We start from the raw sequence: 22889 nt of genomic DNA, 5'->3' as shown, positions 1-22889 counted from the left end.
ATGACTGACGTAGTGGACCGCCCCGCGCGCAAGGGGCTCCGTCCCGCCGCAACCCCTGCAGCCAAGCCCGTGGACGAAAGCCCCGCGCCCGCCGTCGACGTCGAGGCACTGGGCAGGCAACTCCTGGGCAAGTGGGCCGATGTACGGCTCCAGGCACGGGATCTGGCCGCCAGGTCGGAGCTTCACAAGATCGAAGGCCTGACGCACACGGAACACCGTGCCCGCGTGTTCGGCCAGCTCAAATACCTCGTGGACAATGAGGCGGTGCACCGGGCCTTTCCGTCAGAACTGGGCGGCTCGGACGACCACGGCGGCAACATCGCCGGCTTTGAGGAACTGGTGGTGGCGGACCCGTCGCTGCAGATCAAGGCAGGGGTCCAGTGGGGGCTCTTCGGATCCGCCGTGATGCACCTGGGGACCGCGGAGCACCACACCAAGTGGCTGCCCGGAATCATGAGCCTGGAAATCCCCGGCTGCTTCGCCATGACCGAGACCGGCCACGGCTCGGATGTGGCCAGCATTGCCACTACTGCAACCTATGACCCTGCCACCGAAGAGTTCATCATCCACACCCCGTTCCGCGCCGCCTGGAAGGACTACATCGGCAACGCGGCCAATGACGGCCTCGGCGCCGTCGTGTTCGCCCAGCTGGTCACCCGCGGCGTCAACCACGGCGTCCACGCCTTCTACGTGGACCTCCGGGATCCGGAGACCAAGGCGTTCCTGCCCGGCATCGGCGGGGAGGACGACGGCGTCAAGGGCGGCCTGAACGGCATCGACAACGGCCGGCTGCACTTCGACAACGTCCGGGTCCCCCGGACAAACCTCCTGAACCGGTACGGCAACGTCGACGCGGACGGAACCTACACGTCGCCCATCGCCAGCCCCGGCCGGCGCTTCTTTACGATGCTGGGCACCCTGGTCCAGGGCCGCGTGTCACTGGACGGCGCGGCCGTGGCCGCCTCCAAGGTGGCCCTGAAAGCCGCCATCCAGTACGCCACCGAACGCCGCCAGTTCAACGCGTCCTCGCACACCGAGGAAGAAGTCCTGCTCGACTACCAGCGGCACCAGCGGCGCCTGTTCACCCGTCTGGCCACCACCTACGCGGCCAGCTTTGCGCACGAGCAGCTGCTGCAGAAGTTCGACGACGTCTTCTCCGGCGCCCACGACACTGACGCAGACCGCCAGGACCTGGAAACCCTGGCCGCAGCGCTGAAGCCCCTCAGTACCTGGCACGCCCTGGACACCCTGCAGGAATGCCGTGAAGCCTGCGGCGGTGCCGGCTTCCTGATCGAAAACCGGTTCGCCTCGTTGCGCGCCGACCTCGACGTGTACGTCACCTTCGAGGGAGACAACACGGTGCTGCTCCAGTTGGTAGCCAAGCGCCTGCTGGCCGACTACGCCAAGGAGTTCCGGAACGTGGACTTCGGAGTGCTGGCCCGTTATGTGGTGAACCAGGCCGCCGGAGCTGCCGTGCACCGCACCGGCCTGCGCCAGGTGGCCCAGTTCATGGCTGACACGGGGTCGGTCCAGAAGGCCGCAATCGCCCTCCGTGACGAGGAAGGCCAGCGCGCCCTGCTCACTGACCGGGTGCAGACCATGGTGGCTGAGGCCGGTGCAGCTTTGAAGGGCAGCAAGCGCCTGTCGCAGGACAAGGGCGCGGCCCTGTTCAACCGACACCAGAATGAACTCATCGACGCCGCCCAGGCGCACGCTGAGCTGCTGCAGTGGGAGGCGTTCACTGACGCCCTCCGCGAGGTGGAAGATGCGGGTACCAGGACGGTCCTCACCTGGCTGCGTGACCTCTTCGGCCTGTCCCTGATTGAGAAGAACCTGTCCTGGTACCTCATGAACGGCCGCCTCTCCATGCAGCGGGCCCGCACGGTGGGCGGCTACATCAACAGGTTGCTGGCGAAGATCCGCCCGCACGCCCTGGACCTGGTGGAGGCCTTCGGGTACGGCGAGGAACACGTCCGCGCGGTCATCGCCACAGGCGCCGAAAAGAGCCGCCAGGACGAGGCGCGTGCGCACTTCCGCAGTGAACGGGCCAGCGGGCAGGCCCCGGTGGACGAGAAAGTCCTGATCGCCAGGACGGCGGGCCGGACGGCCTAACCCGGCCGACACCAACCGGGCAAACAACGACGGCGCCGCTCCCCCAGCCAAGGGGAGCAGCGCCGTCGTTGTTTCTACTGCCGGGACGCTCAGGCTCCGGACGGCAGCACCGAGCGGTACACCTCGAGGGTGGTTTCCGTGATCGATTCCCACGAGAAGTGCTTTTCGGCGCGCTCGCGGCCTGCCTGCCCCATAGCCCGGGCACGTGCGGGATCGGACACCACTTCGGTGAGGGCGGCTGCGAACTCGGTAACGAACTTCTCCGGGTCCAGGGGCGTTCCGGTGCCGTCGGTGACCTGTTCCAGATCCACCAGCAGGCCGGTTTCACCATGCTGGACCACCTCGGGGATGCCGCCGGTGGCACTGGCCACCACTGCGGCGCCGCAGGCCATGGCTTCAAGGTTGACGATGCCCAGCGGTTCGTAGATGGAGGGGCAGGCGAAGGCGGTGGCGTGGCTGAGGACCTGGATCAGCTCGTGCCGCGGCAGCATCCGCTCAATGAGCACCACGCCTGTGCGCTGCTTTTTCAGATCGTCGATGAGCGCTGCGGTTTCGGCCGCCAGTTCCGGGGTGTCCGCCGCGCCCAGGCACAGGACCAGCTGGACGTCAGCCGGAAGTTTCGCTGCAGAGCGCAGGAGGTAGGGAACGCCTTTCTGGCGTGTGTTTCTTCCCACAAAGACGACGCTCGGCTTGGCGGGGTCGATGCCCAGGGCGCGGACGGCGTCGTCGTTTTCGTCACGCTGCCAAAGCTCCACGTCAATGCCGTTGTGGACTACCCGGACCTTTTCCGGGTCAACGTTGGGGTAGCTGCGCAGGATGTCCTGGCGCATGCCCTCGGACACGGCGATGATCGCCGCCGCCGCTTCATAGGCCGTCTTCTCCACCCAGGAGGACAGCGCGTAGCCGCCGCCCAGCTGCTCGGCCTTCCAGGGCCGCAGCGGCTCAAGGCTGTGGGCGCTGAGAACGTGCGGAATTCCGTGCAGCAGAGAGGCCAGATGGCCGGCCATGTTGGCGTACCAGGTGTGCGAATGGACCAGGTCCGCGCCCTGCACATCCGGCACAATGCGCAGGTCCACGCCGAGGGTCTGCACGGCCGCGTTGGCCCCGCCCAGGTCCTCGGGAACCTGGTACGACGTCACGGTGGCACCGTGGTAGTCGGCGTCGCGGGGAGCACCGAAAGCACGAACCTGCAGGTCAACGTGCTTACTAAGCACCCTGCTCAGTTCGGCGACGTGCACTCCGGCGCCACCGTAGATCTCGGGCGGGAACTCTTTAGTCACAATGTCTATTCGCACAAGACCCAAGGTAGTCGTTCACGGATAACTGTTCTAGTGTGAAGGAGTCCGGGCCTACCGGACTGTCTTGGGGAGTTACGAAGGCGTACAGGAGCGACCATTATGCCGTTGACCAAAAAAGTCCTGGCCATTGTCCTCGCAGGCGGCGAGGGAAACAGGCTGATGCCACTGACGGCAGACCGGGCCAAGCCTGCCGTGCCGTTTGCCGGCAGTTACCGCCTTATCGATTTCGCCATCTCCAATCTGGTGAATTCCCGCTATCTGCAAATCGTGGTCCTCACGCAATATAAATCCCACAGCCTCGACCGGCATATATCCGAAGCGTGGCGGATGTCCACCCAGCTGGGGAACTATGTCGCCTCCGTTCCCGCACAGCAGCGCGTAGGCAAGAGCTGGTTCCTGGGCAGCGCAAATGCCATCTACCAGTCCCTGAACCTGATCCACGACGCCAACCCCGACATCGTCGTCGTAGTTGGCGCAGACCACGTGTACCGCATGGACTTCGCCCAGATGGTGGAACAACACGTGCTCAGCGGGGCCAAAGCCACCGTGGCGGCCGTCCGGCAGCCGCTGCACATGGCGGACCAGTTCGGCGTCATCGAGGTGGACCAGAACGATCCGCAGAAGATCGCAGCATTCGTGGAGAAGCCTTCCAGCACCCCCGGGCTTGCTGCAGACCCCTCCCAGTTCCTGGCCTCCATGGGCAATTATGTCTTCGACGCCGATGCGTTGGTTGCTGCGCTGCATGTGGATGCCGAGCGTCTGGACACCAAGCACGACATGGGCGGGGACATCATCCCCTACTTCGTCAACAGGGGCGAGGCCGGCGTCTACGACTTCACGCTCAACGACATTCCGGGCTCCACCGAGCGCGACCGCACCTATTGGCGCGACGTGGGCACCATCGACTCGTTCTACGACGCCCACATGGACCTCATCTCCCCGCTGCCGGTGTTCAACCTCTACAACTCCGAGTGGCCCATCTACACCCGCCAGAGCATCTCCCCGCCCGCCAAGTTCGTCCGGGGCAAGAACAACACCGTGGGCACGGCGCTGGACTCCATCGTGGCCAACGGCGTGGTGATTTCCGGTGGCGTGGTGGAGGGCTCAGTACTGTCCAACGACGTCTACGTCGCAACCAGCGCCCGGGTCATCGATTCTGTCCTGATGGACAAAGTGCAGGTGGGCGAAGGGGCAGTCATCAACCGCGCCATCCTCGACAAGAACGTCAAGGTCCCTGCCGGTGCCGCCATCGGCCTCGACGCGGACCTGGACAGGTCTCGCGGGTTCAAGGTCACGGACTCCGGCATCACCGTCCTCGCCAAGGGCCAGCAGGTCCCGGAACCCGGAGACGAGGAGCGCCGGCTCTCCGCACGGCACCTGAGCCAGCTGCCCGCTGCCGTTAAGGCGGCTGCTGACCAGTACCCCGACATGCGCGAGGCCGCGGACAAGGTGGCCAGCGCCCACGCCGCCGCAGCAGCGGAAGCCGCGCCCGGCGCCAGGCTGCGCTGATCCGCAGGTAAATTCCCCAACGGCAGTTGCAGGCCGGGGCACCACCAGTGGTGCCCCGGCCTGCCGCGTACGCTGTAAAATTTTCCCAATGAGCTCCCCCGATCTGACCCCTGAGGACATCCAGGCCTGCCTCAAGGTCCTGAACACCATCCACGCGTACGACGAGGAGCACCCGGACTACGTCGCGGTGCGCCGTGCGACCGGAAAAATGTTCAAGGCGGTCAAGCGCCACCGCAGGGTCACCAAGCGCGATTCAATCGCCGATGCCGACCGGGCCGTGATTGCCCAGACAGCCACGGCCGCCCCTGACCGGATCGACGACGAGACCCGCGGCAACAAGCTCGCGCCGTCCGCCACCGGGAAGATCGCCGGCCACCTCATCCGGTCCCGTCCCTGCTACATCTGCAAGCAGCACTACACCCAGGTGGACGCCTTCTACCACCAGCTGTGCCCGGAGTGCGCGGCCTTCAGCCACAGCAAGCGTGATGCCCGGACCGATCTCACCGGCCGCAGGGCCCTGCTCACGGGCGGGCGGGCCAAGATCGGGATGTACATCGCCCTCCGGCTGCTGCGGGATGGTGCGCACACCACCATCACCACCCGGTTCCCCAAGGACGCGGCCCGGCGCTTCGCGGCGATGGAAGACAGCGGGGACTGGCTGCACCGGCTCCGTATTGTGGGAATCGACCTCCGCGATCCTGCCCAGGTCATGGCCCTGACTGACTCCCTGGATAAGGCCGGACCGCTGGACATCATCATCAACAACGCGGCCCAGACCGTGCGCCGGTCCGGCAACGCCTACAAGCCGCTGGTGGACGCAGAGGACGAGCCGCTTCCGGCGGCCCTGGAGCAGGCCAACGGCGGCCCTGAGCTCCTGACGTTCGGCCACGCCCATGACAAGCACCCGTTGGCCCTTGCCGGCAGCGTCACCGAACACCCGGTCCTGGCCGGCGACGCTATCACCTCGCTGGCGCTCTCCACCGGGTCTGCGTCACTGGAACGCATCGCCTCCGGTACCGCGATTGACGCGGGCGGCCTGGTCCCGGACCTTGCCACGATCAACAGCTGGACTCAGGTTTTGGACGAAGTGGATCCCCTGGAGATGCTCGAGGTCCAGCTCTGCAACGTCACCGCCCCCTTCCTGCTGGTCAGCCGGCTCCGGGACGCCATGAAGCGGTCCACGGCGCGGCGCAAGTACATCGTGAACGTCTCTGCCATGGAGGGACAGTTCTCCCGCGCCTACAAGGGCCCCGGCCACCCGCACACCAATATGGCCAAGGCGGCGCTGAACATGATGACCCGCACCAGCGCCCAGGAGATGCTGGACACGGACGGCATCCTGATGACGGCCGTGGATACCGGCTGGATCACGGACGAGCGCCCGCACTTCACCAAGGTCCGGCTCATGGAGGAAGGCTTCCATGCACCCCTCGACCTGGTGGACGGTGCGGCGCGGGTCTACGATCCGATCGTCATGGGTGAAAAGGGCGAGGACCAGTACGGCGTCTTCCTGAAGGATTACAAGCCCAGCCCCTGGTGATGCGGGTATGCTCACGGCATGAGCAACGAGTCATCCACCCAAGTGCAGAATCTCGAACACCACGAATGCTGGGCGTTGCTGCGGACGGTGTCCGTGGGCAGGCTGGCGGTCCTCGTGGAGGGCCGGCCGGACATCTTCCCGGTCAACTTCACCGTGGACGGCGGCACGCTGGTGTTCCGCACCAGCCAGGGAACCAAGCTGTCGGCGGCCTCCGGGGATGCCCCGGTGGCGGTGGAGGCGGACGGAGTGGACCCTGACACGGGGCTGGCATGGAGCGTGGTCATCAAGGGCACCGCTGCCCTGGTCAAGAGCACTGAGGAAGTGCTGGAGACTTCCCGCCTGTACCTCTTCCCCTGGCAGGCGGGACGGAAGGACGCGTTTGTGCGCATCTCCCCGGACAGTGTCACGGGCCGCCGCTTCAAGGTCACCGACCCGATGACGTGGTGGACGCAGATCAGCAGTTCCGCCAGGTCGGCATCGGAATAGGCCGACGGCGGGTTCCCCGGCCACGGAGGCCGGGGAACCCGGTCCGTCAGGCGAGTTGGGTGATCTCCACGCTGACTTTCAGGGCGGAGCCGCCGCCGCCGGACAGGATGCCCTTCAGCGGAGACACGTCCCGATAGTCGCGGCCCCTGGCCACCGTGACATGGAAGTCACCGGCGGGTTTGTGGTTGGTGGGGTCCCAGCTCCGCCAGTCCCCGTCCCACCATTCCAGCCATGCGTGCGACTGCCCGGCCACGGTCTCACCGATTCCGGCGCTGGAGCGCGGGTGCAGGTAGCCGGAGACGTAGCGCGCCGGAATGCCACAGCTGCGCAGTGCACCGATGGCCAGGTGCGCCAGGTCCTGGCACACCCCCTGGCGCTGGCCCCAGGCTTCCTCCGCGTTGGTGGTGACGGCAGTGGAGCCGGACATGTACGTCATCTCCCCGCGCATCCAGGCGAAGACCGCCATGGCAGCGTCGTGCGGATTCTTCCCTGCCACGACGCCGGGGATGATGCCCAGGACCTCGTCCCCCGGGCCGCTCAGCCGGGACTGCGGCAGCCAGTCGCTGAACGCGTCAAGCGTCTCCGGCGACGCCAGCTCATCCCAGCCCACGATGTCGGCCTCGGCGGGGATCTTCTCAGCCCGGTGCACCTCGACGGTGATGTTGGAGACCACCTCAAGGTTTTCGTGCGGCATCTGCATGTCAAAGGCCGTGACCCTGGTCCCCCAGTAGTCGCGGTAGGTGCTCACGGCAGCCTGCGACGGGGAGACCTTCACCACGGACTCCAGGACCACCTGCTGTGAATCCGTCAGCGGCGTCATCCGTGCCTCGTTGTAGGACAGCGTCACCCGCTTGTTGTACTTGTAGGCCGTCCTGTGGACGATGCTCAACCGGGTCATGACACTTCTCCCACCCAGGCAAGTTCGTCCGCCTGATTGAAGTACTTACGGGAAATGGCGTCCGAGGCCTGGGACACCGCCTTCTGCACCCGCTCCATGTGCTCCGGCAGTTCGGACATGAGGTCATCCGTGCGGTGGAACTCAAGGAAGGTCCGGGCCTGGCCCACGATGCGGCGGGCATCGTTGATGAAACCCACGCGCTGGGCGGACGGGTCAAGTTTGGCCAGGCACTCGTCCGCGTCCCGCAGGGCATAGACGATGGACCGCGGGAACAGCCGGTCCAGGAGCAGGAACTCTGCAGCGTGCTGGTCTCCGAACGCAGCGCGGCGGGTGCGGAGGAAGGATTCGTACGCGCCGGCGCACCGGAGCATGTTCACCCAGGACATGCCTGCGGAGAGGACGTCCCGGGTGGAGAGCATCCGCGCCGTCATGTCGGCACGCTCCAGCGAACGGCCAAGGACCAGGAAGAGCCAGCTCTCGTCATGGCTCACGGTGGTGTCGGCAAGGCCGCTGACCATGGCGGTGCGCTCCAGGGTCCAGTTGCAGAAACGGTAGGTGCCCACCACGTCCTTGCGGTGCTGGCTCAGCCCGTAGTAGGTGGTGTTCAGGCTTTCCCACAGCCCGGAGGACACGGTCTCGCGTGCACGGCGGGCGTTCTCGCGGGCGGCACCCAAGGAACCGGCAATGGACGTGGCGCTGGTCTTGTCATAGGCCAGGGCGTGGAGCAGTTCCGGCAGACCGAAATCCTCGCTCTGCGGCTTGGCGCCCATGACGGCCAGGAGTTCCTGTGCCACGCTCTTCCGCTCCTCCATGGGGAGGTGGTTCAGGCGTTCCAGGTGGACATCCAAAATGCGGGCGGTACCGTCCGCCCGCTCCACATAGCGGCCGATCCAAAACAGGGACTCGGCAATACGGCTAAGCATTCGCGGCTACCTCCTGCGCGCCCGGAACGTTATCAAAGAAATGTGCGACGGCGGCCAGGTCTTCAAGTGCCGGGCTCACTGCTGCTGCTCCGACTGGCGGTCGCGCCAGTTGCTTTCCACCGGCCACACAGAGACGCGTTCGCGGACCGTGACGGACTGGCGTGGAACGGTTTCCACCGGCATCTGGGGTGAGTCGGCAAGGACCCAGGTGTCCTTGGACCCACCGCCCTGGCTGGAGTTTACGATCAGGGACCCTTCCTTCAGCGCGACGCGCGTCAGGCCGCCCGGGAGCACCCAGACGTCGTCACCATCGTTCACGGCGAAGGGCCGCAGGTCCACGTGGCGGGGCCCGAACTTGTCACCACCGAGGGTGGGAACGGTGGAGAGCTGCAGCACCGGCTGGGCGATCCAGCCGCGGGGATCGGAGATGATCCGCTGGCGGAGGGCGTCCAGTTCATCCTTGGAGGCATCGGGACCGATGACCAGGCCCTTGCCGCCGGAGCCATCCACCGGCTTGACCACCAGTTCCGCCAGGTTGTCCAGGGTGTACTCCCGGGCCTCCTTTTCCTCGAGGCGGAAGGTGTCCACGTTGGCGATAATGGGCTCCTCGCTGAGGTAGTAGCGGATCAGGTCAGGCACGTAACTGTAAACCAGTTTGTCGTCTGCCACGCCATTGCCTACCGCGTTGGCGATGGTAACGCCGCCGGCACGGGCGGCGTTGACCAGGCCGGGGCAGCCAAGCATTGAGTCGGACCGGAACTGCAGCGGGTCCAGGAAGTCGTCGTCAATCCGCTTGTAGATGACGTCCACGCGCTGTTCGCCGGCCGTGGTGCGCATGTAGACGCGGTTTCCGCGGCAGATGAGGTCGCGGCCCTCCACCAGTTCCACGCCCATGAGGCCGGCCAGGAGGGTGTGCTCGAAGTAGGCGCTGTTGAACACGCCGGGGGTCAGGACGACGACGGTGGGATCGTCCACGCCGGCGGGCGCGGTTTTGCGCAGGGCCGAGAGCAGCCGCCGGGGGTACTCTTCCACGGGCCGGATAAGCTGCTGGCCGAATGCCTCGGGCAGGCCCTTGGCCATGGCGCGCCGGTTTTCCAGCACGTAGCTGACACCGGAAGGGACGCGGACGTTGTCCTCCAGGACGCGGAAGGTGCCGGCGGCGTCGCGGACGACGTCGATGCCGGAGATGTGGACCCGCACCCCGCCCGCGGGTTCAAAGCCGTGGACCTGCCGGTGGAAGTGGGCGCTGGTGGTCACGAGCTGGCGGGGAATCACGCCGTCGGAGACCACGGTCATTTTGTCGTAGACGTCGTTCAGGAACGCTTCCAGGGCGCGGACGCGCTGCGCCACGCCGCGTTCCAGGACATCCCACTCAGCCGCGGGGATGACACGGGGCACGATGTCGAGGGGGAAGGGCCGTTCCTCGCCCGCGTAGTCGAACGTCACTCCCCGGTCCAGGAAGGTGCGGGCCATGGAGTCGGCGCGTGCGCTCACATCCGCCAGGGAGAGCTTCCGGAGCGCCTCCGCCACCTGCCCGTACGAGTCCCTGGCCTGTTGCCCGGGGGCAAACATCTCGTCGTAGGCTCCGGTGCGGCCCGCGGCCTCGGAGTAATCCTGGAATAGGTCTGACATGTCCAATAGCCAACCATCTTTTTGTTTCGAGTTCATTACTGCCATCCATTCTGGCGTGTTGTCGCCGGCAGCCCGGTTCGTACTTTACTGGCCTCTTCAGGCACAGTAGGTGAGTGCCAAGCAGCAGAAGCCTCCCCGTGCCGGGCCACGGCAGGTTCCGGGTCCTTGTGGCGCGGTTGGTTCCAGGCCTGTTGACGGCGGCGGCCGCCGTGGCAGTTGCCTTCCTGGTGCACGGGATCCTGCCGGCATTGCCTGCGATGACCATGGCTGTGGTCCTGGGTGTCCTGGCCGCCAACCTGCCCGGTGCCGGCAGCTGGACCGGGGGCCGGGCCCGTGCAGGGCTCGACTTCGCGGGCAAGCATCTGATGCGCGGCGGGATCGTGCTGCTGGGCCTGAAAGTCAGCGTCATGGATGTCCTCAACCTCGGGTGGCCGGCCCTGGTCCTGATCGTGGGTGTCGTCGCGGCCAGTTTCGGCGGCACCTACGCAATCTCGCGGCTGTTCCGCCTCCCGCCGGTAACCTCGCTCCTGGTGGCCACCGGGTTCTCCATTTGCGGCGCATCGGCCATCGGCGCCATGGCCGCCGTCCGCCGCATCCGGCACGCCGAAACTGTCCTGCCGGTGGCCCTGGTGACGCTCTGCGGAACGCTCGCCATCGGCGTCCTGCCCCTCCTCGCACACCCCCTGGGCCTGACGGCCACGGTGTTCGGTGCCTGGACCGGCGCGTCCGTGCACGACGTGGGCCAGGTGGTGGCCACGGCGCAAACCGCCGGGACCGCCGCCTTGGCGATCGCCGTCGTCGTCAAGCTCACCCGTGTGCTGCTGCTGGCGCCCATTGTTGCCGCGGCCGGCGCGCACCACAGGAACGGTGCGCGCGCCCTGGGCGCCGCCAACGGCACCACCTCGAAAATGCCGCCGGTGGTGCCCCTGTTCGTGCTGGGCTTCGTGGCCATGGTGGCTCTCCGCTCCACCGGCTGGCTGGCCCCGGCCTGGCTCGATACCGGCGCCACGCTGCAGGACATCCTCCTGGGGGCGGCCCTGTTCGGGCTGGGCTCGGCCGTCAGGATCAGAACGCTGCTCCATACAGGAGGGCAGGCGCTCCTGGCGGCGCTGGCATCCTGGCTTCTGATTGCCGTGCTGGGCCTGGCGGCTGCCTTCCTGATCGCGGGCTGAGCGGACGCACCGGCCGCGTGATTAGATAGCCGGGTGTCACATGAGAATCTGCAGCGCAGCGAAGCCTCCGAACGTTCAGCCCTGATCAGCACCACCAGCTACGACGTCTCGCTCGATGTGCGGCAGGCAGCAGATCCGGCGGTTCCCGGCTACACCAGCCGCAGCGTCATCACCTTCACCGCAGAACCCGGCTCCAGCACCTTCCTGGACTTCATCGGCGGCAGCGTCCACAGTGTGATCCTCAACGGCAAGAGCCTGCCTGTTGGGGACGTGGTGGACGGCGCACGGATCATGCTGGAGAACCTGCGGGCCGAAAACCAGGTGACCGTGACCGGCACGGCGCTGTACAGCCGCTCCGGCGAGGGCATGCACCGGTTCGTGGACCCCGCCGACGGCCAGTGCTACCTGTACACCCAGTACGAGCCGGCTGACGCGCGCCGGGTCTTCGCCAACTTCGAACAGCCCGACCTGAAGGCAACCTACACCTTCCACGTGATGGCTCCGGCGGAGTGGAAGGTGGCCTCGAACGGCGCAGAGGTGAACCGCACGCTGCTGACCAGCGATCCAGCCACTGCCTGCTGGGACTTCGCCACCACCCTGCCGATGTCCACCTATATCACCAGCATCCTGGCCGGGCCCTACTTCAGCGCCGAGGACCGGTGGCAGGCAACGCTCGGCGACGGCACGCGCCTGGACGTCCCGCTGGCCCTCTACTGCCGGGCGTCCATGGCGGATTCCTTCGACACGGAAGAGCTCTTTGCCCTCACGAAGAAGGGCCTGGACTTCTTCAACCGCCTTTTCGACTACCCCTACCCGTGGGGCAAATACGACCAGGCGTTCGTGCCCGAGTACAACCTGGGCGCCATGGAGAACCCGGGGCTGGTGACGTTCACCGAGAGCTATGTGTTCACTTCCCGCGCCACGGACGCGCAGTACCAGGCGCGCGCCAACACCCTGATGCACGAGATGGCGCACATGTGGTTCGGCGACCTGGTGACCATGCAGTGGTGGGACGATCTCTGGCTGAAGGAGTCCTTCGCCGATTACATGGGAACCCTTGGCGTGGACCGGGCAACAAACTGGGAGACCGCCTGGGTCAACTTCGCCAACAAACGCAAGGCCTGGGCCTACGTGCAGGACCAGCTCCCCACCACCCATCCCATCGTGGCTGACATCCCCGACCTTGAAGCGGCCAAGCAGAACTTCGACGGCATCACCTACGCCAAGGGCGCCTCGGTCCTCAAGCAGCTGGTGGCGTACGTGGGTTTTGATTCGTTCATCGCAGGGTCCCGGGAGTACTTCCGGAAACACGCCTACGGGAACACGTCGCTGGCCGACCTCCTGGCGGCCCTGGATGCCGCCTCGGGCCGCGACCTGTCCGGCTGGGCCCGGCAGTGGCTTCAGACGTCCGGCATCTCGATGCTGTCCCTGGATATTTCCACCGTGGACGGTTCGTCCAAGGACCCCGCCTCGGAGAGAGCAGCAACGGGCGACGACGGCGTGCTGGGACAGGTGGCGATCGTCCAGGAAGCGGTGGACCCGGTCACGGGACGGGAAGAGCTGCGTCCGCACCGCCTCCGCGTCGGTTCCTACGACTTCGACACCGACGGCGCCCTGGTGCGGACCGGAACCATCGAAACCGACGTGGCCGGTGCCCGGACTGAACTCCCCCAGCTTGCCGGCCAGCCGCGGCCCGCGCTCCTGCTGGTCAACGATGACGACCTGACCTACGCCAAGGTGCGGCTGGATCCGGTGTCAGAAGCCACAGTACGTGCCTCGCTGGACCACATCACCGATCCCATGGCCCGGGCCCTGTGCTGGACGGCGCTGTGGAACTCGGCGCGGGACGGCGAAAGCCCCGCACCCATGTACGTGGACGCCGTGACAGCCTTCGCTGCGGCTGAGACGGGCATCGGCGTACTCCTGAACGTCCTCGACAACGCCGCGACCGCCGTCGAACGCTATACGCCCGCCGCCACCCGCGGCAGGGTGCGCGCGTCCTTCCTGGCGGCAGCCGCCGCCGAACTGGACCAGGCCGCCCCGTGCTCGGACCAGCAGCTCGCCTGGGCCCGCACCCTCGGCACGCTCAGCAGGCAGGACGGTGCCCTGCTCCCCCGGCTCCGTGGCCTGCTGGATGGAACGTCCGCCGTCGAGGGGCTGGCGGTGGACGCCGAGCTCCGCTGGCACCTCTGGCATGCCTTGGCAGCCAATGGCCAGGCCTCCGCGGCCGAGCTCGACGCCGAGCTGGCCCGCGACACCACCGCCTCCGGCCGGGCAGGGCACGCAACAGCCACGGCGTCCCGTCCCGACCGCGACGTCAAGGCTGCCGCCTGGGATGCGGCCGTCCACGGGACCGGGCTGTCCAACCAGCTTCTGACCGCGACCATCAGCGGCTTCACCACCGCGCCGCCGGCGCTGCTGGAACCCTACGTGGAGCCCTACTTCGCATGCCTGCGCGCTGCGTGGGACTCGCGGAGCATCGAGATCGCCAGCCGGATTGTCCGGGGCCTCTATCCTGCAGCCCAGGACCTCGCGGACGGCATGGAGCCCAAGGACCACCCCGTGGTCCGGCGGACGGATGCCTGGCTGGACGCCAACGCGGACGCGCCGCACGCACTGCGCCGGATCATCGTGGAGCAGCGCAGCCACCTGCTGCGCGCACTCACGGCACAGGCCGCCGTCGTTCCCCAACCGGCCCCCTAACCTCGCTGCGCTCGGCCAGGGTACCCTGCCGGCGTGGGCCCACCACCCATCGATTGCTCCGTAACTGCCGTTTTGGGGCCCCAAAACGGCAGCTGCTCAGCAATGGACGGGTGGCGATAGTGGATGACGCTAGGGGACGCGGTGGAGCCATTCCGGGGTGCCGAACTTGGCGGCCACCCGGTCCTCGGCAGCTGCCAGCTCGTGTCCCGCGAGCGTTGATGGTGTGGCCCCGTAACGCTCGCTGAAGACCTCGATCATTGCCTCGATGATAGCCGGGCGGGCCAGGCCGGTCTGGCGGCGGAGCGGATCCACCCGCTTCTTGGCGCTGCGGGTGCCCTTGTCGGACAGCTTCTCCTTGCCGATCCGGAGGACCTCGACCATCTTGTCGGCGTCGATGTCGTAGCTCATGGTGACGTGGTGCAGCATGCCGCCGTTGGCAAGGCGCTTCTGCGCGGCGCCGCCGATCTTCCCCTGGTCCGTGGCGATGTCGTTCAACGGGATGTAGAAGGCATTGATGCCGAGTTTTTCCAGCGCGGCCATGACCCAGGCGTCAAGGAACGGGTAGGAGTCCGCGAAGCTCAGTCCGTCCACCAGGGTCTGGGGCAGGTAGAGCGAGTAGGTGATGCAGTTGCCGGCCTCCATGAACATCGCTCCCCCGCCGCTGATCCGGCGGACCACATTGATGCCGTGCCTGGCCACGCCCTCGGGATCCACCTCATTCTGCACGGACTGGAAGCTGCCGATGACCACCGACGGTTCCTGCCAGTCCCAGAACCGCAGGGTGGGCGTGCGCGCCCCCGCACCCACGGCCTCGGTGAGCACCTCGTCAAGGGCAACGTTGATTTCCGTGGGAAGCACGGTGGGCGCGATGACGTTCCACTGGTGGTCTCCCCAGGAGGTCGCCTTGGCCAGGGCACGCCGGACCGTCACGGCAACGGCGTCCGCGGAGAAGCCGAATAGCACGGCTCCGGGCGGCAGGGCGGCTGTGACGGCGGCGGCGAGGTCTGCGGCAGGTGTGGTTTCCGGAAGCCCGGTCAGCGCCCGGTTGATGTCCTCCAGGGCCTCGTCCGGCTCCAGGAAGAAGTCCCCACTGACGGAGACGTCCGCCAGTGCGCCGTCCACCACGGCCAGGTCCACCACCACCAGCTTGCCGCCGGGAACCTTGTACTCCCCGTGCAGGCGCTGGTTGCTGTCGGCATTGCTGGCAGGAAATCCGGACTCGCTCATGCTTCCCATCCTGCCCCAGAAAACCGGTGCGCGGTTAACGCGGAAGGCCCGCACCGTTTCCGGTGCGGGCCTTCTGCAAACAAGCTTGGCGAAGGAATTACTTCTTGCCGCCGAAGCCCTTGAAGCGAGCGTTGAAGCGCTCGACGCGGCCTGCAGAGTCCATGATGCGCTGCTTGCCCGTGTAGAACGGGTGGGACTCGGAAGAGATTTCGACGTCGATGACCGGGTAGGTGTTGCCGTCTTCCCACTCGATGGTCTTCGAGGAAGACACGGTGGAGCGGGTCAGGAACTTGGTGCCGGAGGCCAGGTCGTTGAAGACAACAGCTTCGTACTTCGGGTGGGTATCAGACTTCATAATGGGACCTTTGTTCGCGCAACTGGATTTTGCCAGCTGCCAGGTATGAATGGGATGGCTGCGGTCTGTCGCATCAGCCGAAGCCGAAAAAGCAGGACAACCAGCTATCAATCATAGCCGATCCGTACGGGGCTGACGAACCAGCACCGCTGGCGGCAGGTGGTGGCGCCGCAGGTCAGTCCCGGGCGCGCAACTCCCAGAAGGCGACGGCCGAGGCAGCGGCCACGTTCAGTGAATCCACCCCGTTGCGCATGGGGATTTTGACGGCGAGGTCGACGGCGGCGAGCGTCTCCGGACTCATGCCGGCACCTTCGGTGCCAAGCACCAGGGCGAGTTTGTCCACGTTGCGGGAGGCAACGGCGTCGACATCCTCTGCATCCGGTGTCAGTTCCAGGGCCGCGACGGTGAAGCCGTGGTCCTTGAGCACCCGGAGGTCCCCGGGCCAGTCCTGCAGACGTGCCCAGGGAACCTGGAACACGGTGCCCATGCTGACGCGCACGCTGCGGCGGTACAGCGGGTCGCCACAGCGTGGCGAGACCAGCACGGCGTCGATGTCCAGCGCCGCCGCGGAGCGGAAAATGGCTCCCACGTTGGTGTGGTCCACGATGTCTTCCAGCACAGCCACGCGGCGCGCCCCGGCGAGGAGGTCGGGCAGCGGCACCGGAGCCGGGCGCTGCATGGCCGCCATGGCGCCGCGGTGCAGGTGGAAGCCGGTGATTTCCTCCAGCAGGGCAGCCGAACCGATGAACGCCGGAACGTCCGGGTACGCCTGGAAGACGTCGTCGAGGTCCGCCATCCACTTCTCGGCGAGGAAGAATGACCGGGGCTGGTGCCCTGCTGCAAGGGCCCGGCGCAGGACCCGCGAGGACTCGGCGATGTACATCCCCTCGGCGGGTTCACGGAGCTTGCGCAGGTGCACGTCGGTCAGCGTGGTGTAGTCGCTGACGCGCGGGTCATCGGCGGATTCGAGGTAGTGGAAGGTCACCGGGTGATTATTTCAGCAGGTTGGCGATCATCACGCCGAGGGCCACGATGCCCAGGCTGAAGATCACGGCGCGCAGGACGCGCGGCGAGAGTTTCCGCCCTACCTTCGAACCCATAAGGCCGCCGATGGTGGAGCTGATGGCGATCAGCAGCACCACCAGCCAGTTGATCCGGTCGAAGGCGAACAGCAGGTAGGAGATGGCGGCCACCATGTTCACGCCGAGGACCAGGATGTTCTTCATGGCGTTGGCGTTCTGGATGGTGCCCGTGAGGAATATGCCCAGGATGCCGACCAGCAGGATTCCCTGCGCCGCCACAAAGTAGCCGCCGTACACGCCGGCCAGGTAGACCAGGACCACCAGGAGGACGCCGTGGCGTTTGTCCCGGACTGCGTGTTCGGGGTTGGCCTCGCGGTTGCGCACCCAGTCCTGGAGCCGGGGCTGGAACACCACCATCAGCAGGGCCAGGACCAGGAGGACAGGGGCGACGTAGTGGAAGACCTTCTCCGGCAGGTGCAGCAGGAGCCAGGCGCCGGTGACGCCGCCCAGGACCGAAGCGGGAAGAAGACGCAGCACCTGCCGTCCCCGGCCGGCCAGCTCGCGGCGGTATCCGAAGGCCCCGGCGCCCGTTCCGAAGACCAGGCCCATGGCATTGCTCATGGAGGCGGTGACGGGTGCCACGCCCAGGGCGATGAGCACCGGAAAGGTCACAAGCGTGCCGGAGCCCACCACCGCGTTGATGGTGCCGGCCCACAGGCCGGCGATGAACACAATGATGCTGCTGAAGAGTTCCAAGGTAGTAGCGCAGGCCCCGTCTAGCGGCGTGCTGTGGCGGTGTAGCGTCCCGCGTTCTCGGAGACATCCAAAGGAAGCCCGAAGGTGGTGCTCAGGTGCTCTTCGGTCAGGACGTCGGTGATGGGGCCGGCGGCCACCACGCCGCCGTCGCGCAGCAGCATGGCGTGGGTGAAGCCGGGCGGGACTTCTTCAAGGTGGTGCGTGACCAGGACCATGGCCGGAGCCGACTCGTCCCGGGCCAGCTCGCCCAGCTTGTGGACCAGTTCCTCGCGGCCGCCCAGGTCCAGGCCCGCACCCGGCTCATCCAGGAGCAGCAGTTCGGGGTCCGTCATGAGGGCGCGGGCGATCTGGACACGCTTGCGCTCGCCCTCGGAAAGAGTTGCGAACGTCCTGTTCAGCAGCGGGCCCATACCCCAGTCGTTCAGGAGCCGGAAGGCGCGCCGTTCGTCATCGCGCTCGTAGCCCTCCCGCCAACGGCCCGTGACGCCGTAGGCGGCCGTGACCACCACGTTGAGGACGTTCTCGTGCTCCGGAATCTGGGTGGCAAGGGCTGCCGAGGAAAGGCCGATGCGGGGCCGGAGTTCGAAGACGTCAACACGGCCCAGGACTTCATCGAGGATGCCGGCGGTGCCGCTGCTGGGGTGGAGGCGCGCGGCCGCGATCTGGAGAAGGGTGGTTTTGCCGGCCCCGTTGGGTCCCAGGATGACCCAGCGTTCGCCCTCGTTGACCTGCCAGTCAACCTTGTCCAGCAGGGTCTTCTTACCACGGACAACGCTGACGGAGTCCAATTCCAGAACATCACTCATAGGAGTAGACACTAGGACAAAACAGAAGATGACTGATAACCGGTGTGAAGGCTCCCTAAGGGTTCGGCCGCGGCCGTCCGCAACGAATTCAGGACACCCAACCCGCGCTGACTAAGATTGCAGGCATGACTTCGAACGTGACTGCGGTCAGCTATGGCCTGAATATGACCCCCGCCGGGCTGGAGCAGCTGCGTTCCGTCCTCGCCTCACACGGCGCAGAGCTGCTGTCCGAATCCTCCGCCGGTGACAGCCGGTATGGGGTCCAGGTTCTTGACCTGGCCCTTCCCGACGCCACCGCGGCCGGCCTGGCCGCCCTCCGCCGGGCTGTGGCGGATGCCGCAACCGATGGTTTTGACACGGCCCTGGTGCCCTCCGGGCTCCGCTCTGCGGCCCGAAAGCTGCTGATCATGGATGTGGACTCCACCCTCATCCAGCAGGAGGTCATCGAACTCCTGGCCGCGTACGCCGGCAAGCGCGAGGAGGTGGCGGCCGTAACGGAAGCTGCCATGCGGGGCGAACTCGACTTTGCCCAAAGCCTCCACGCCCGGGTGGCGGTACTCGCGGGGCTGCCCGCCGACGTCGTCCATTCCGTCCGCAAAGAAGTGAAGCTCAGCGAAGGTGCCGATCAGCTCGTGGCCGCGTTCAAAGCCGCCGGCCACACGGTGGCTGTGGTATCCGGCGGCTTCAACCAGATCCTTGAGCCGATTGCCGGGGACCTGGGCCTGGACTACTGGCAGGCCAACGAACTGGAAATCGTCGACGGCGCGCTGACCGGCAAGGTGCTCGGCGCGGTCGTGGACAGGGCAGCCAAGGAAAAGTACCTGCGGGAGTGGGCTGCTGCCGAAGGCATCGCGCTCGAGCACACCATTGCCGTGGGCGACGGCGCCAACGACCTGGACATGCTCGGCGCCGCCGGGATCGGGGTGGCCTTCAACGCCAAGCCCGCCGTCCGCGCCGTGGCCGACGCCGCCCTGAACATGCCGTACCTGGACGCCGTCCGCCACATCGCCGGGGTCTAAGCCCCCGCAACGCCTCATAACAAAGGCGGCCCCCGCCGCCGGATTACCCGGCGGCGGGGGCCATCTGCCCGCTGCTGCTTAGCTGGAAGCCTGCCCGGCGCTCTTGCCGAAGTAGTCGGCACCGCCGGCGTACTCCGTGTGGCCGGACTCGACGTCGGCCGTTGCCATTCCGGCTACAACCTGCGCGAACTCCTCCACCGAGTAAAGCTTCCCGGCTTCGGCGCGGCGGGCTTCGATGGCGCCCGGGGTGGAGCGGTCCAGGAGCGTGGCGGTGACCGTGCCCTCGATCATGTCGCCGGACACCACCACCAGGGAGATGCCCTTCTCCGCCAGGTTGGGGATCAGGTCCCGGAGTGCGTCCTCGCCGGCGCGCTTGCTGCGGGCCACCGGCTCGTATGCCGGCATGGTGGGGACGGTGTTGATGAAGTGGGCCTGGTGGCTGGTCACGAAGACCACGCGCGAGCCTTCCTTCATCAGGGGCACCGCCGCGTTGAGCATGTTCACCTGCGCGTCGCGGTTCAGCTTAAGCGCGTAGTCCTCCCCCATCCCGGTCTCCATGCCGCCGGAGGCGTTCAGGACCAGGATGTCCAGGGACCCGAAGTTCTCCATGGCGGCGCTGGCCAGGGCCTGCACACCCTCCTGCGTGGTGAGGTCCGCGCCGACCGCGACGGCCCGCCCGCCATCGGCTTCGATGCCCTGTACCACTTTGTTGGCGCGGGGCGCCTTCTGGCGGTAATTGACCACGACGGCGGCGCCCTCCGAGGCGAGGATCTTGGCTACGTCGGCGCCAATGCCCCGCGATGATCCGGTGACGATCGCCGTCTTGTTGTCCAGCAGTCCCATACGAGCTTCCTTTGTTCGAAACATCTAAATCGTTGTGGCCTGCAGTCCATCATGCCAGCGGCCATGGCCAATATCCGTTGTCTGACATCGACAAATAAGGACCGCGGGGCTAGTTTCCTGCAGCGGCGGAGGCTGAAGGATCAGTGGCCCATGCCCAGGCCGCCGTCCACGGGGATGACGGCACCTGAGATGTACGCGGCCTCGTCGCTGGCGATCCAGCGGACCACGTTGGCTACCTCGGCAGCTTCAGCGAAACGGCCGGCGGGGATGCTGGCCAGGTAATCCTTTTGGGTGGCCTCGGGGAGTTCGGCGGTCATGTCCGTGTTGATGAATCCGGGTGCGACCACGTTGGCGGTGATGCCCCGGGAGCCCAGTTCGCGGGTGAGGGATCGGGCGATGCCCACCAGGCCGGCCTTGGAGGCGGAGTAGTTGATCTGTCCCGGCGCACCGTACAGGCCCGAGACCGAGGAAATGAGGACCACGCGGCCCTTGCGCAGCCGGATCATGCCCTTTGAGGCACGCTTGATCACGCGGAAGGCGCCGGTCAGGTTGGTGTCGATCACTGAGGTGAAGTCATCCTCGCTCATGCGCAGCAGCAGGGTGTCCTTGGTGATGCCGGCGTTGGCCACGAGGACTTCCACCGGACCGTGGGCAGCTTCCACTTCCTTGAAGGCGGCATCCACGGAAGCCTCGTCGGTGACGTCGGCCTTGACGCCGAGGATGCCCTCGGGCAGCTGGGTTTGGCTGCGGTAGGTCACAGCCACCTTGTCGCCGTTGGCGAGGAACGCCTGCGCGATGGCCAGCCCGATACCGCGGTTGCCGCCGGTGATGAGGACGCTGCGCGGTGCGGTAACTGCTTCAGTCATGGAGGTGCTCCGGGATTCTGCGGCTGGCTGCGCCGCGGTAGAGGGTGTGGTTTGGCTGGAACCGATCTTAGCGGCAGCCCTGCCGCGGGTTTGGGCAGCACTGCCGATGGTGCGAGAATTAAGGGAAGCCTTTGGAGCGTGATCATTCACCGTGACCCTTGAAAACCATGCGGGACGTCCGGCGCCCGAAGAACCGGGCCGGTTCTCCGGCGACAGCGAGGTCCACAGCATTACGGATGCCGCCGCCGCCCATTCGGAGGATATGCGCCAGCGGATGATCAAGTACGCCCTGGCCATGGGCATCCGCATGGTCTGCCTGATCCTCATTTTCGTGGTGGACGGCTGGTTCAAGATCATTGCGGTGGCGGGCGCAGTCTTCCTGCCGTGGTTCGCCGTGGTGATTGCCAACGGCAGCGACAAGGCAGAAACGCCCAGTGACCTGCTGCTGGATTGCGCGCCGCTGGCCGAGCTGGAAAGCCCTGCCCCTCCGGTGGCGGATGAAGAACCGGGAAGCGCCGTGCTGCAGGGCGAACTGGTGAAGGACGAGGACCCGGAGCACGGGGAGGAGCGGCAGGCATCATGAGCATTTTCGATTTCGCAGCAGGAACGGACGTGGCATCGGAGGCTGCCGCCGTCTGCTCACGGAAGGCGTGCAGGGCCCAGGCGTCCTGGCAGCTTCTCTGGAACAACCCGAAAATCCATGCTCCTGAGCGGCGCAAAACCTGGCTGGCCTGCGCCGACCACCGGGAATGGCTGGAGGACTACCTGCAGACGCGTGGCCTGTGGAAGGAAACCCTCCCGCTGGAAGCCGCCGGGGACGCCCCGCTGGAGCAGGACATCTGAATGTACCGTTTCCTCTTTTCCAGCAAGTGGCTGGGCTATCTCCTGCTGGCCGCCATCTTTGCCACCGCGTGCGTTTTCCTGGGCCGCTGGCAGATGGACCGGCGCGCCGAGACCCTGGCCGAAATCAACCGCGTCGTCAGCAATTACTCGGCGACTCCCATTCCCTTCGCCCAGGCACGGGACCAGTTCACCCAGCTGGACCCGGCCAAGGAATGGACCCAGGTCGAGCTGAAAGGCTCCTACGATGCCGCCGGGCAGCGGATTGTCCGCAACCGGCCGCTCAATGGGCAGCCCGGATACGAGGTGGTGGTCCCTTTCCGCCTCACCACGGGTGAAACCGTTGTCATTGACCGCGGCTGGCTGCCCATCGGCAACAAGAATCCAGGCAGCCCCGACTCTGTGCCGGCCCCGCCCTCCGGTGACGTGACCGCCGTCGTACGTTTGAAGCATGGCGAGCCGGAACTGCAGCGCGGGGCGCCCGAGGGGCAGCTGGCATCCATTGACCTTCCCACCTACTCGTCGCAGCTGGGTTATCCCCTGATGACGGGTGCGTACGGCCAGCTGGCCTCGGAAACGCCGGCACCGGCGGAGATGCCGGTTGCCTTCCCCAAGCCGTCCACGGATGAGGGGACGCACTTGTCCTACTCGCTGCAGTGGTTCGCTTTCGGGGTGCTGATGTTCGTGGGCTTCGGCTATGCGGCGCGGCAGCAGGCACGCAACGCAGCCATCGACGCCGAGGACCAGGAAGAGATGGTCCTGGACGGGGCGGTCCACTCCGCTGTCCCTGCGGCCCGCCGCCAGCCGGCACCGTCGCGCAAGCGCCGGAAGGCGACAGCGGAGGAAGAAGAAGACGCCCTCCTGGACGCGCAGGGGTACTAA

At 66.6% G+C, this 22889-nt stretch carries 21 protein-coding genes; 10 read left to right on the top strand and 11 right to left on the bottom strand.

What is annotated here, in order from left to right; translation table 11 throughout:
- Positions 1-2112, top strand: a complete 2112-nt coding sequence (locus tag VIK36_RS11175; RefSeq protein ID WP_324641949.1) for an acyl-CoA dehydrogenase — start codon at positions 1-3, stop codon at positions 2110-2112.
- Positions 2113-2201: 89 nt separating this feature from the next.
- On the opposite strand, the gene glgA is transcribed toward VIK36_RS11175, so the two are convergent.
- Positions 2202-3407 (bottom strand): glycogen synthase, encoded by a 1206-nt coding sequence (gene glgA / locus VIK36_RS11170; RefSeq protein WP_324641948.1) that lies wholly within the window; start codon positions 3405-3407, stop codon positions 2202-2204.
- A gap of 102 nt (positions 3408-3509) precedes the next feature.
- Between glgA and glgC the strand changes: the two genes are divergently transcribed.
- The 3 genes from glgC (at position 3510) to VIK36_RS11155 (ending at position 6945) form a co-directional block, all read left to right on the top strand.
- Positions 3510-4919 (top strand): glucose-1-phosphate adenylyltransferase, encoded by a 1410-nt coding sequence (gene glgC / locus VIK36_RS11165; protein WP_324641947.1) that lies wholly within the window; start codon positions 3510-3512, stop codon positions 4917-4919.
- 88 nt (positions 4920-5007) lie between these two features.
- Positions 5008-6459 (top strand): SDR family NAD(P)-dependent oxidoreductase, encoded by a 1452-nt coding sequence (locus tag VIK36_RS11160; protein ID WP_324641946.1) that lies wholly within the window; start codon positions 5008-5010, stop codon positions 6457-6459.
- An 18-nt stretch (positions 6460-6477) separates the two neighbouring features.
- On the top strand, positions 6478-6945 hold the full coding sequence (locus VIK36_RS11155; RefSeq protein ID WP_255172211.1) for a pyridoxamine 5'-phosphate oxidase family protein: 468 nt from the start codon (positions 6478-6480) through the stop codon (positions 6943-6945).
- 46 nt (positions 6946-6991) lie between these two features.
- Here VIK36_RS11155 and VIK36_RS11150 read toward each other — a convergent pair whose 3' ends face one another.
- From VIK36_RS11150 to VIK36_RS11140, 3 genes are all read right to left on the bottom strand, one after another.
- Positions 6992-7843 (bottom strand): transglutaminase family protein, encoded by an 852-nt coding sequence (locus VIK36_RS11150; protein ID WP_324641945.1) that lies wholly within the window; start codon positions 7841-7843, stop codon positions 6992-6994.
- The gene (locus VIK36_RS11145) at positions 7840-8766 is read right to left on the bottom strand and encodes an alpha-E domain-containing protein (protein ID WP_141160461.1); all 927 of its coding nucleotides are present in this window, start codon (positions 8764-8766) and stop codon (positions 7840-7842) included. The genes VIK36_RS11150 and VIK36_RS11145 overlap by 4 nt, the downstream gene beginning before the upstream one ends.
- Positions 8767-8841: 75 nt before the next feature.
- Positions 8842-10398, bottom strand: coding sequence for a circularly permuted type 2 ATP-grasp protein (locus VIK36_RS11140; protein WP_255172209.1), 1557 nt, complete (start codon positions 10396-10398; stop codon positions 8842-8844).
- A gap of 113 nt (positions 10399-10511) precedes the next feature.
- Between VIK36_RS11140 and VIK36_RS11135 the strand changes: the two genes are divergently transcribed.
- Together VIK36_RS11135 and pepN are read left to right on the top strand one after the other, a co-directional pair.
- The gene (locus VIK36_RS11135) at positions 10512-11570 is read left to right on the top strand and encodes a YeiH family protein (protein WP_324641943.1); all 1059 of its coding nucleotides are present in this window, start codon (positions 10512-10514) and stop codon (positions 11568-11570) included.
- A 33-nt stretch (positions 11571-11603) separates the two neighbouring features.
- Positions 11604-14273: an aminopeptidase N gene (pepN, locus tag VIK36_RS11130; RefSeq protein ID WP_324641942.1), complete on the top strand. Its 2670-nt coding sequence runs from the start codon at positions 11604-11606 to the stop codon at positions 14271-14273.
- Between the two features lie 129 nt (positions 14274-14402).
- Here the strand turns inward: pepN and VIK36_RS11125 are convergent, their stop codons facing one another.
- From VIK36_RS11125 to VIK36_RS11105, 5 genes are all read right to left on the bottom strand, one after another.
- On the bottom strand, positions 14403-15509 hold the full coding sequence (locus VIK36_RS11125; protein ID WP_420716208.1) for a lipoate--protein ligase family protein: 1107 nt from the start codon (positions 15507-15509) through the stop codon (positions 14403-14405).
- An 88-nt stretch (positions 15510-15597) separates the two neighbouring features.
- Entirely contained in the window at positions 15598-15855 is a 258-nt protein-coding gene (locus VIK36_RS11120; RefSeq protein ID WP_018761303.1) for a type B 50S ribosomal protein L31, read from the bottom strand.
- Between the two features lie 175 nt (positions 15856-16030).
- Complete coding sequence (locus VIK36_RS11115; RefSeq protein WP_255172206.1) at positions 16031-16840, bottom strand: TrmH family RNA methyltransferase; 810 nt, start codon at positions 16838-16840, stop codon at positions 16031-16033.
- A 7-nt stretch (positions 16841-16847) separates the two neighbouring features.
- Positions 16848-17633 (bottom strand): sulfite exporter TauE/SafE family protein, encoded by a 786-nt coding sequence (locus tag VIK36_RS11110; RefSeq protein WP_255172205.1) that lies wholly within the window; start codon positions 17631-17633, stop codon positions 16848-16850.
- A gap of 20 nt (positions 17634-17653) precedes the next feature.
- Positions 17654-18439, bottom strand: coding sequence for an ABC transporter ATP-binding protein (locus VIK36_RS11105; protein WP_255172204.1), 786 nt, complete (start codon positions 18437-18439; stop codon positions 17654-17656).
- 125 nt (positions 18440-18564) lie between these two features.
- Here VIK36_RS11105 and serB point away from each other — a divergent pair, with 125 nt between their 5' ends.
- Positions 18565-19458 (top strand): phosphoserine phosphatase SerB, encoded by an 894-nt coding sequence (gene serB / locus VIK36_RS11100; protein WP_324641939.1) that lies wholly within the window; start codon positions 18565-18567, stop codon positions 19456-19458.
- Positions 19459-19536: 78 nt separating this feature from the next.
- Here the strand turns inward: serB and VIK36_RS11095 are convergent, their stop codons facing one another.
- Together VIK36_RS11095 and VIK36_RS11090 are read right to left on the bottom strand one after the other, a co-directional pair.
- Entirely contained in the window at positions 19537-20301 is a 765-nt protein-coding gene (locus VIK36_RS11095) for an SDR family oxidoreductase (protein ID WP_159632025.1), read from the bottom strand.
- A gap of 140 nt (positions 20302-20441) precedes the next feature.
- Positions 20442-21167 (bottom strand): beta-ketoacyl-ACP reductase, encoded by a 726-nt coding sequence (locus VIK36_RS11090; RefSeq protein WP_324641938.1) that lies wholly within the window; start codon positions 21165-21167, stop codon positions 20442-20444.
- A gap of 151 nt (positions 21168-21318) precedes the next feature.
- Between VIK36_RS11090 and VIK36_RS11085 the strand changes: the two genes are divergently transcribed.
- Genes VIK36_RS11085 through VIK36_RS11075 form a run of 3 tightly spaced genes read left to right on the top strand, consistent with a single transcriptional unit; the run spans position 21319 to position 22889 of the window.
- Positions 21319-21750, top strand: a complete 432-nt coding sequence (locus VIK36_RS11085; RefSeq protein WP_324641937.1) for a DUF3099 domain-containing protein — start codon at positions 21319-21321, stop codon at positions 21748-21750.
- Positions 21747-22010 carry a hypothetical protein gene (locus VIK36_RS11080; protein WP_255172200.1) on the top strand — a complete coding sequence of 88 codons (264 nt, stop codon included), beginning with the start codon at positions 21747-21749 and terminating at the stop codon, positions 22008-22010. The genes VIK36_RS11085 and VIK36_RS11080 overlap by 4 nt, the downstream gene beginning before the upstream one ends.
- A complete protein-coding gene (locus VIK36_RS11075) occupies positions 22011-22889 on the top strand; it encodes an SURF1 family protein (RefSeq protein ID WP_324641936.1) in 879 nt (292 codons plus the stop codon). It begins immediately after the preceding gene.

Origin of the sequence: Pseudarthrobacter sp. LT1 (assembly GCF_035621795.1) — a bacterium.
GTDB lineage: Bacteria > Actinomycetota > Actinomycetes > Actinomycetales > Micrococcaceae > Arthrobacter.
The sequence above is the reverse complement of the archived record's forward strand: the minus strand, read 5'-3'. Positions and strand labels throughout refer to the sequence as shown.

What these genes read in the sequence shown, in the direction of transcription:
- VIK36_RS11175 (WP_324641949.1), top strand. Translation starts at nt 1, where the DNA reads ATGACTGACGTAGTGGACCGCCCCGCGCGCAAGGGGCTCCGTCCCGCC.
- glgC (WP_324641947.1), top strand. Translation starts at nt 3,510, where the DNA reads ATGCCGTTGACCAAAAAAGTCCTGGCCATTGTCCTCGCAGGCGGCGAG.
- VIK36_RS11160 (WP_324641946.1), top strand. Translation starts at nt 5,008, where the DNA reads ATGAGCTCCCCCGATCTGACCCCTGAGGACATCCAGGCCTGCCTCAAG.
- VIK36_RS11155 (WP_255172211.1), top strand. Translation starts at nt 6,478, where the DNA reads ATGAGCAACGAGTCATCCACCCAAGTGCAGAATCTCGAACACCACGAA.
- VIK36_RS11150 (WP_324641945.1), bottom strand. Translation starts at nt 7,843, where the DNA reads ATGACCCGGTTGAGCATCGTCCACAGGACGGCCTACAAGTACAACAAG.
- VIK36_RS11145 (WP_141160461.1), bottom strand. Translation starts at nt 8,766, where the DNA reads ATGCTTAGCCGTATTGCCGAGTCCCTGTTTTGGATCGGCCGCTATGTG.
- VIK36_RS11140 (WP_255172209.1), bottom strand. Translation starts at nt 10,398, where the DNA reads ATGTCAGACCTATTCCAGGATTACTCCGAGGCCGCGGGCCGCACCGGA.
- VIK36_RS11125 (WP_420716208.1), bottom strand. Translation starts at nt 15,509, where the DNA reads ATGGGAAGCATGAGCGAGTCCGGATTTCCTGCCAGCAATGCCGACAGC.
- VIK36_RS11120 (WP_018761303.1), bottom strand. Translation starts at nt 15,855, where the DNA reads ATGAAGTCTGATACCCACCCGAAGTACGAAGCTGTTGTCTTCAACGAC.
- VIK36_RS11105 (WP_255172204.1), bottom strand. Translation starts at nt 18,439, where the DNA reads ATGAGTGATGTTCTGGAATTGGACTCCGTCAGCGTTGTCCGTGGTAAG.
- serB (WP_324641939.1), top strand. Translation starts at nt 18,565, where the DNA reads ATGACTTCGAACGTGACTGCGGTCAGCTATGGCCTGAATATGACCCCC.
- VIK36_RS11095 (WP_159632025.1), bottom strand. Translation starts at nt 20,301, where the DNA reads ATGGGACTGCTGGACAACAAGACGGCGATCGTCACCGGATCATCGCGG.
- VIK36_RS11090 (WP_324641938.1), bottom strand. Translation starts at nt 21,167, where the DNA reads ATGACTGAAGCAGTTACCGCACCGCGCAGCGTCCTCATCACCGGCGGC.
- VIK36_RS11080 (WP_255172200.1), top strand. Translation starts at nt 21,747, where the DNA reads ATGAGCATTTTCGATTTCGCAGCAGGAACGGACGTGGCATCGGAGGCT.
- VIK36_RS11075 (WP_324641936.1), top strand. Translation starts at nt 22,011, where the DNA reads ATGTACCGTTTCCTCTTTTCCAGCAAGTGGCTGGGCTATCTCCTGCTG.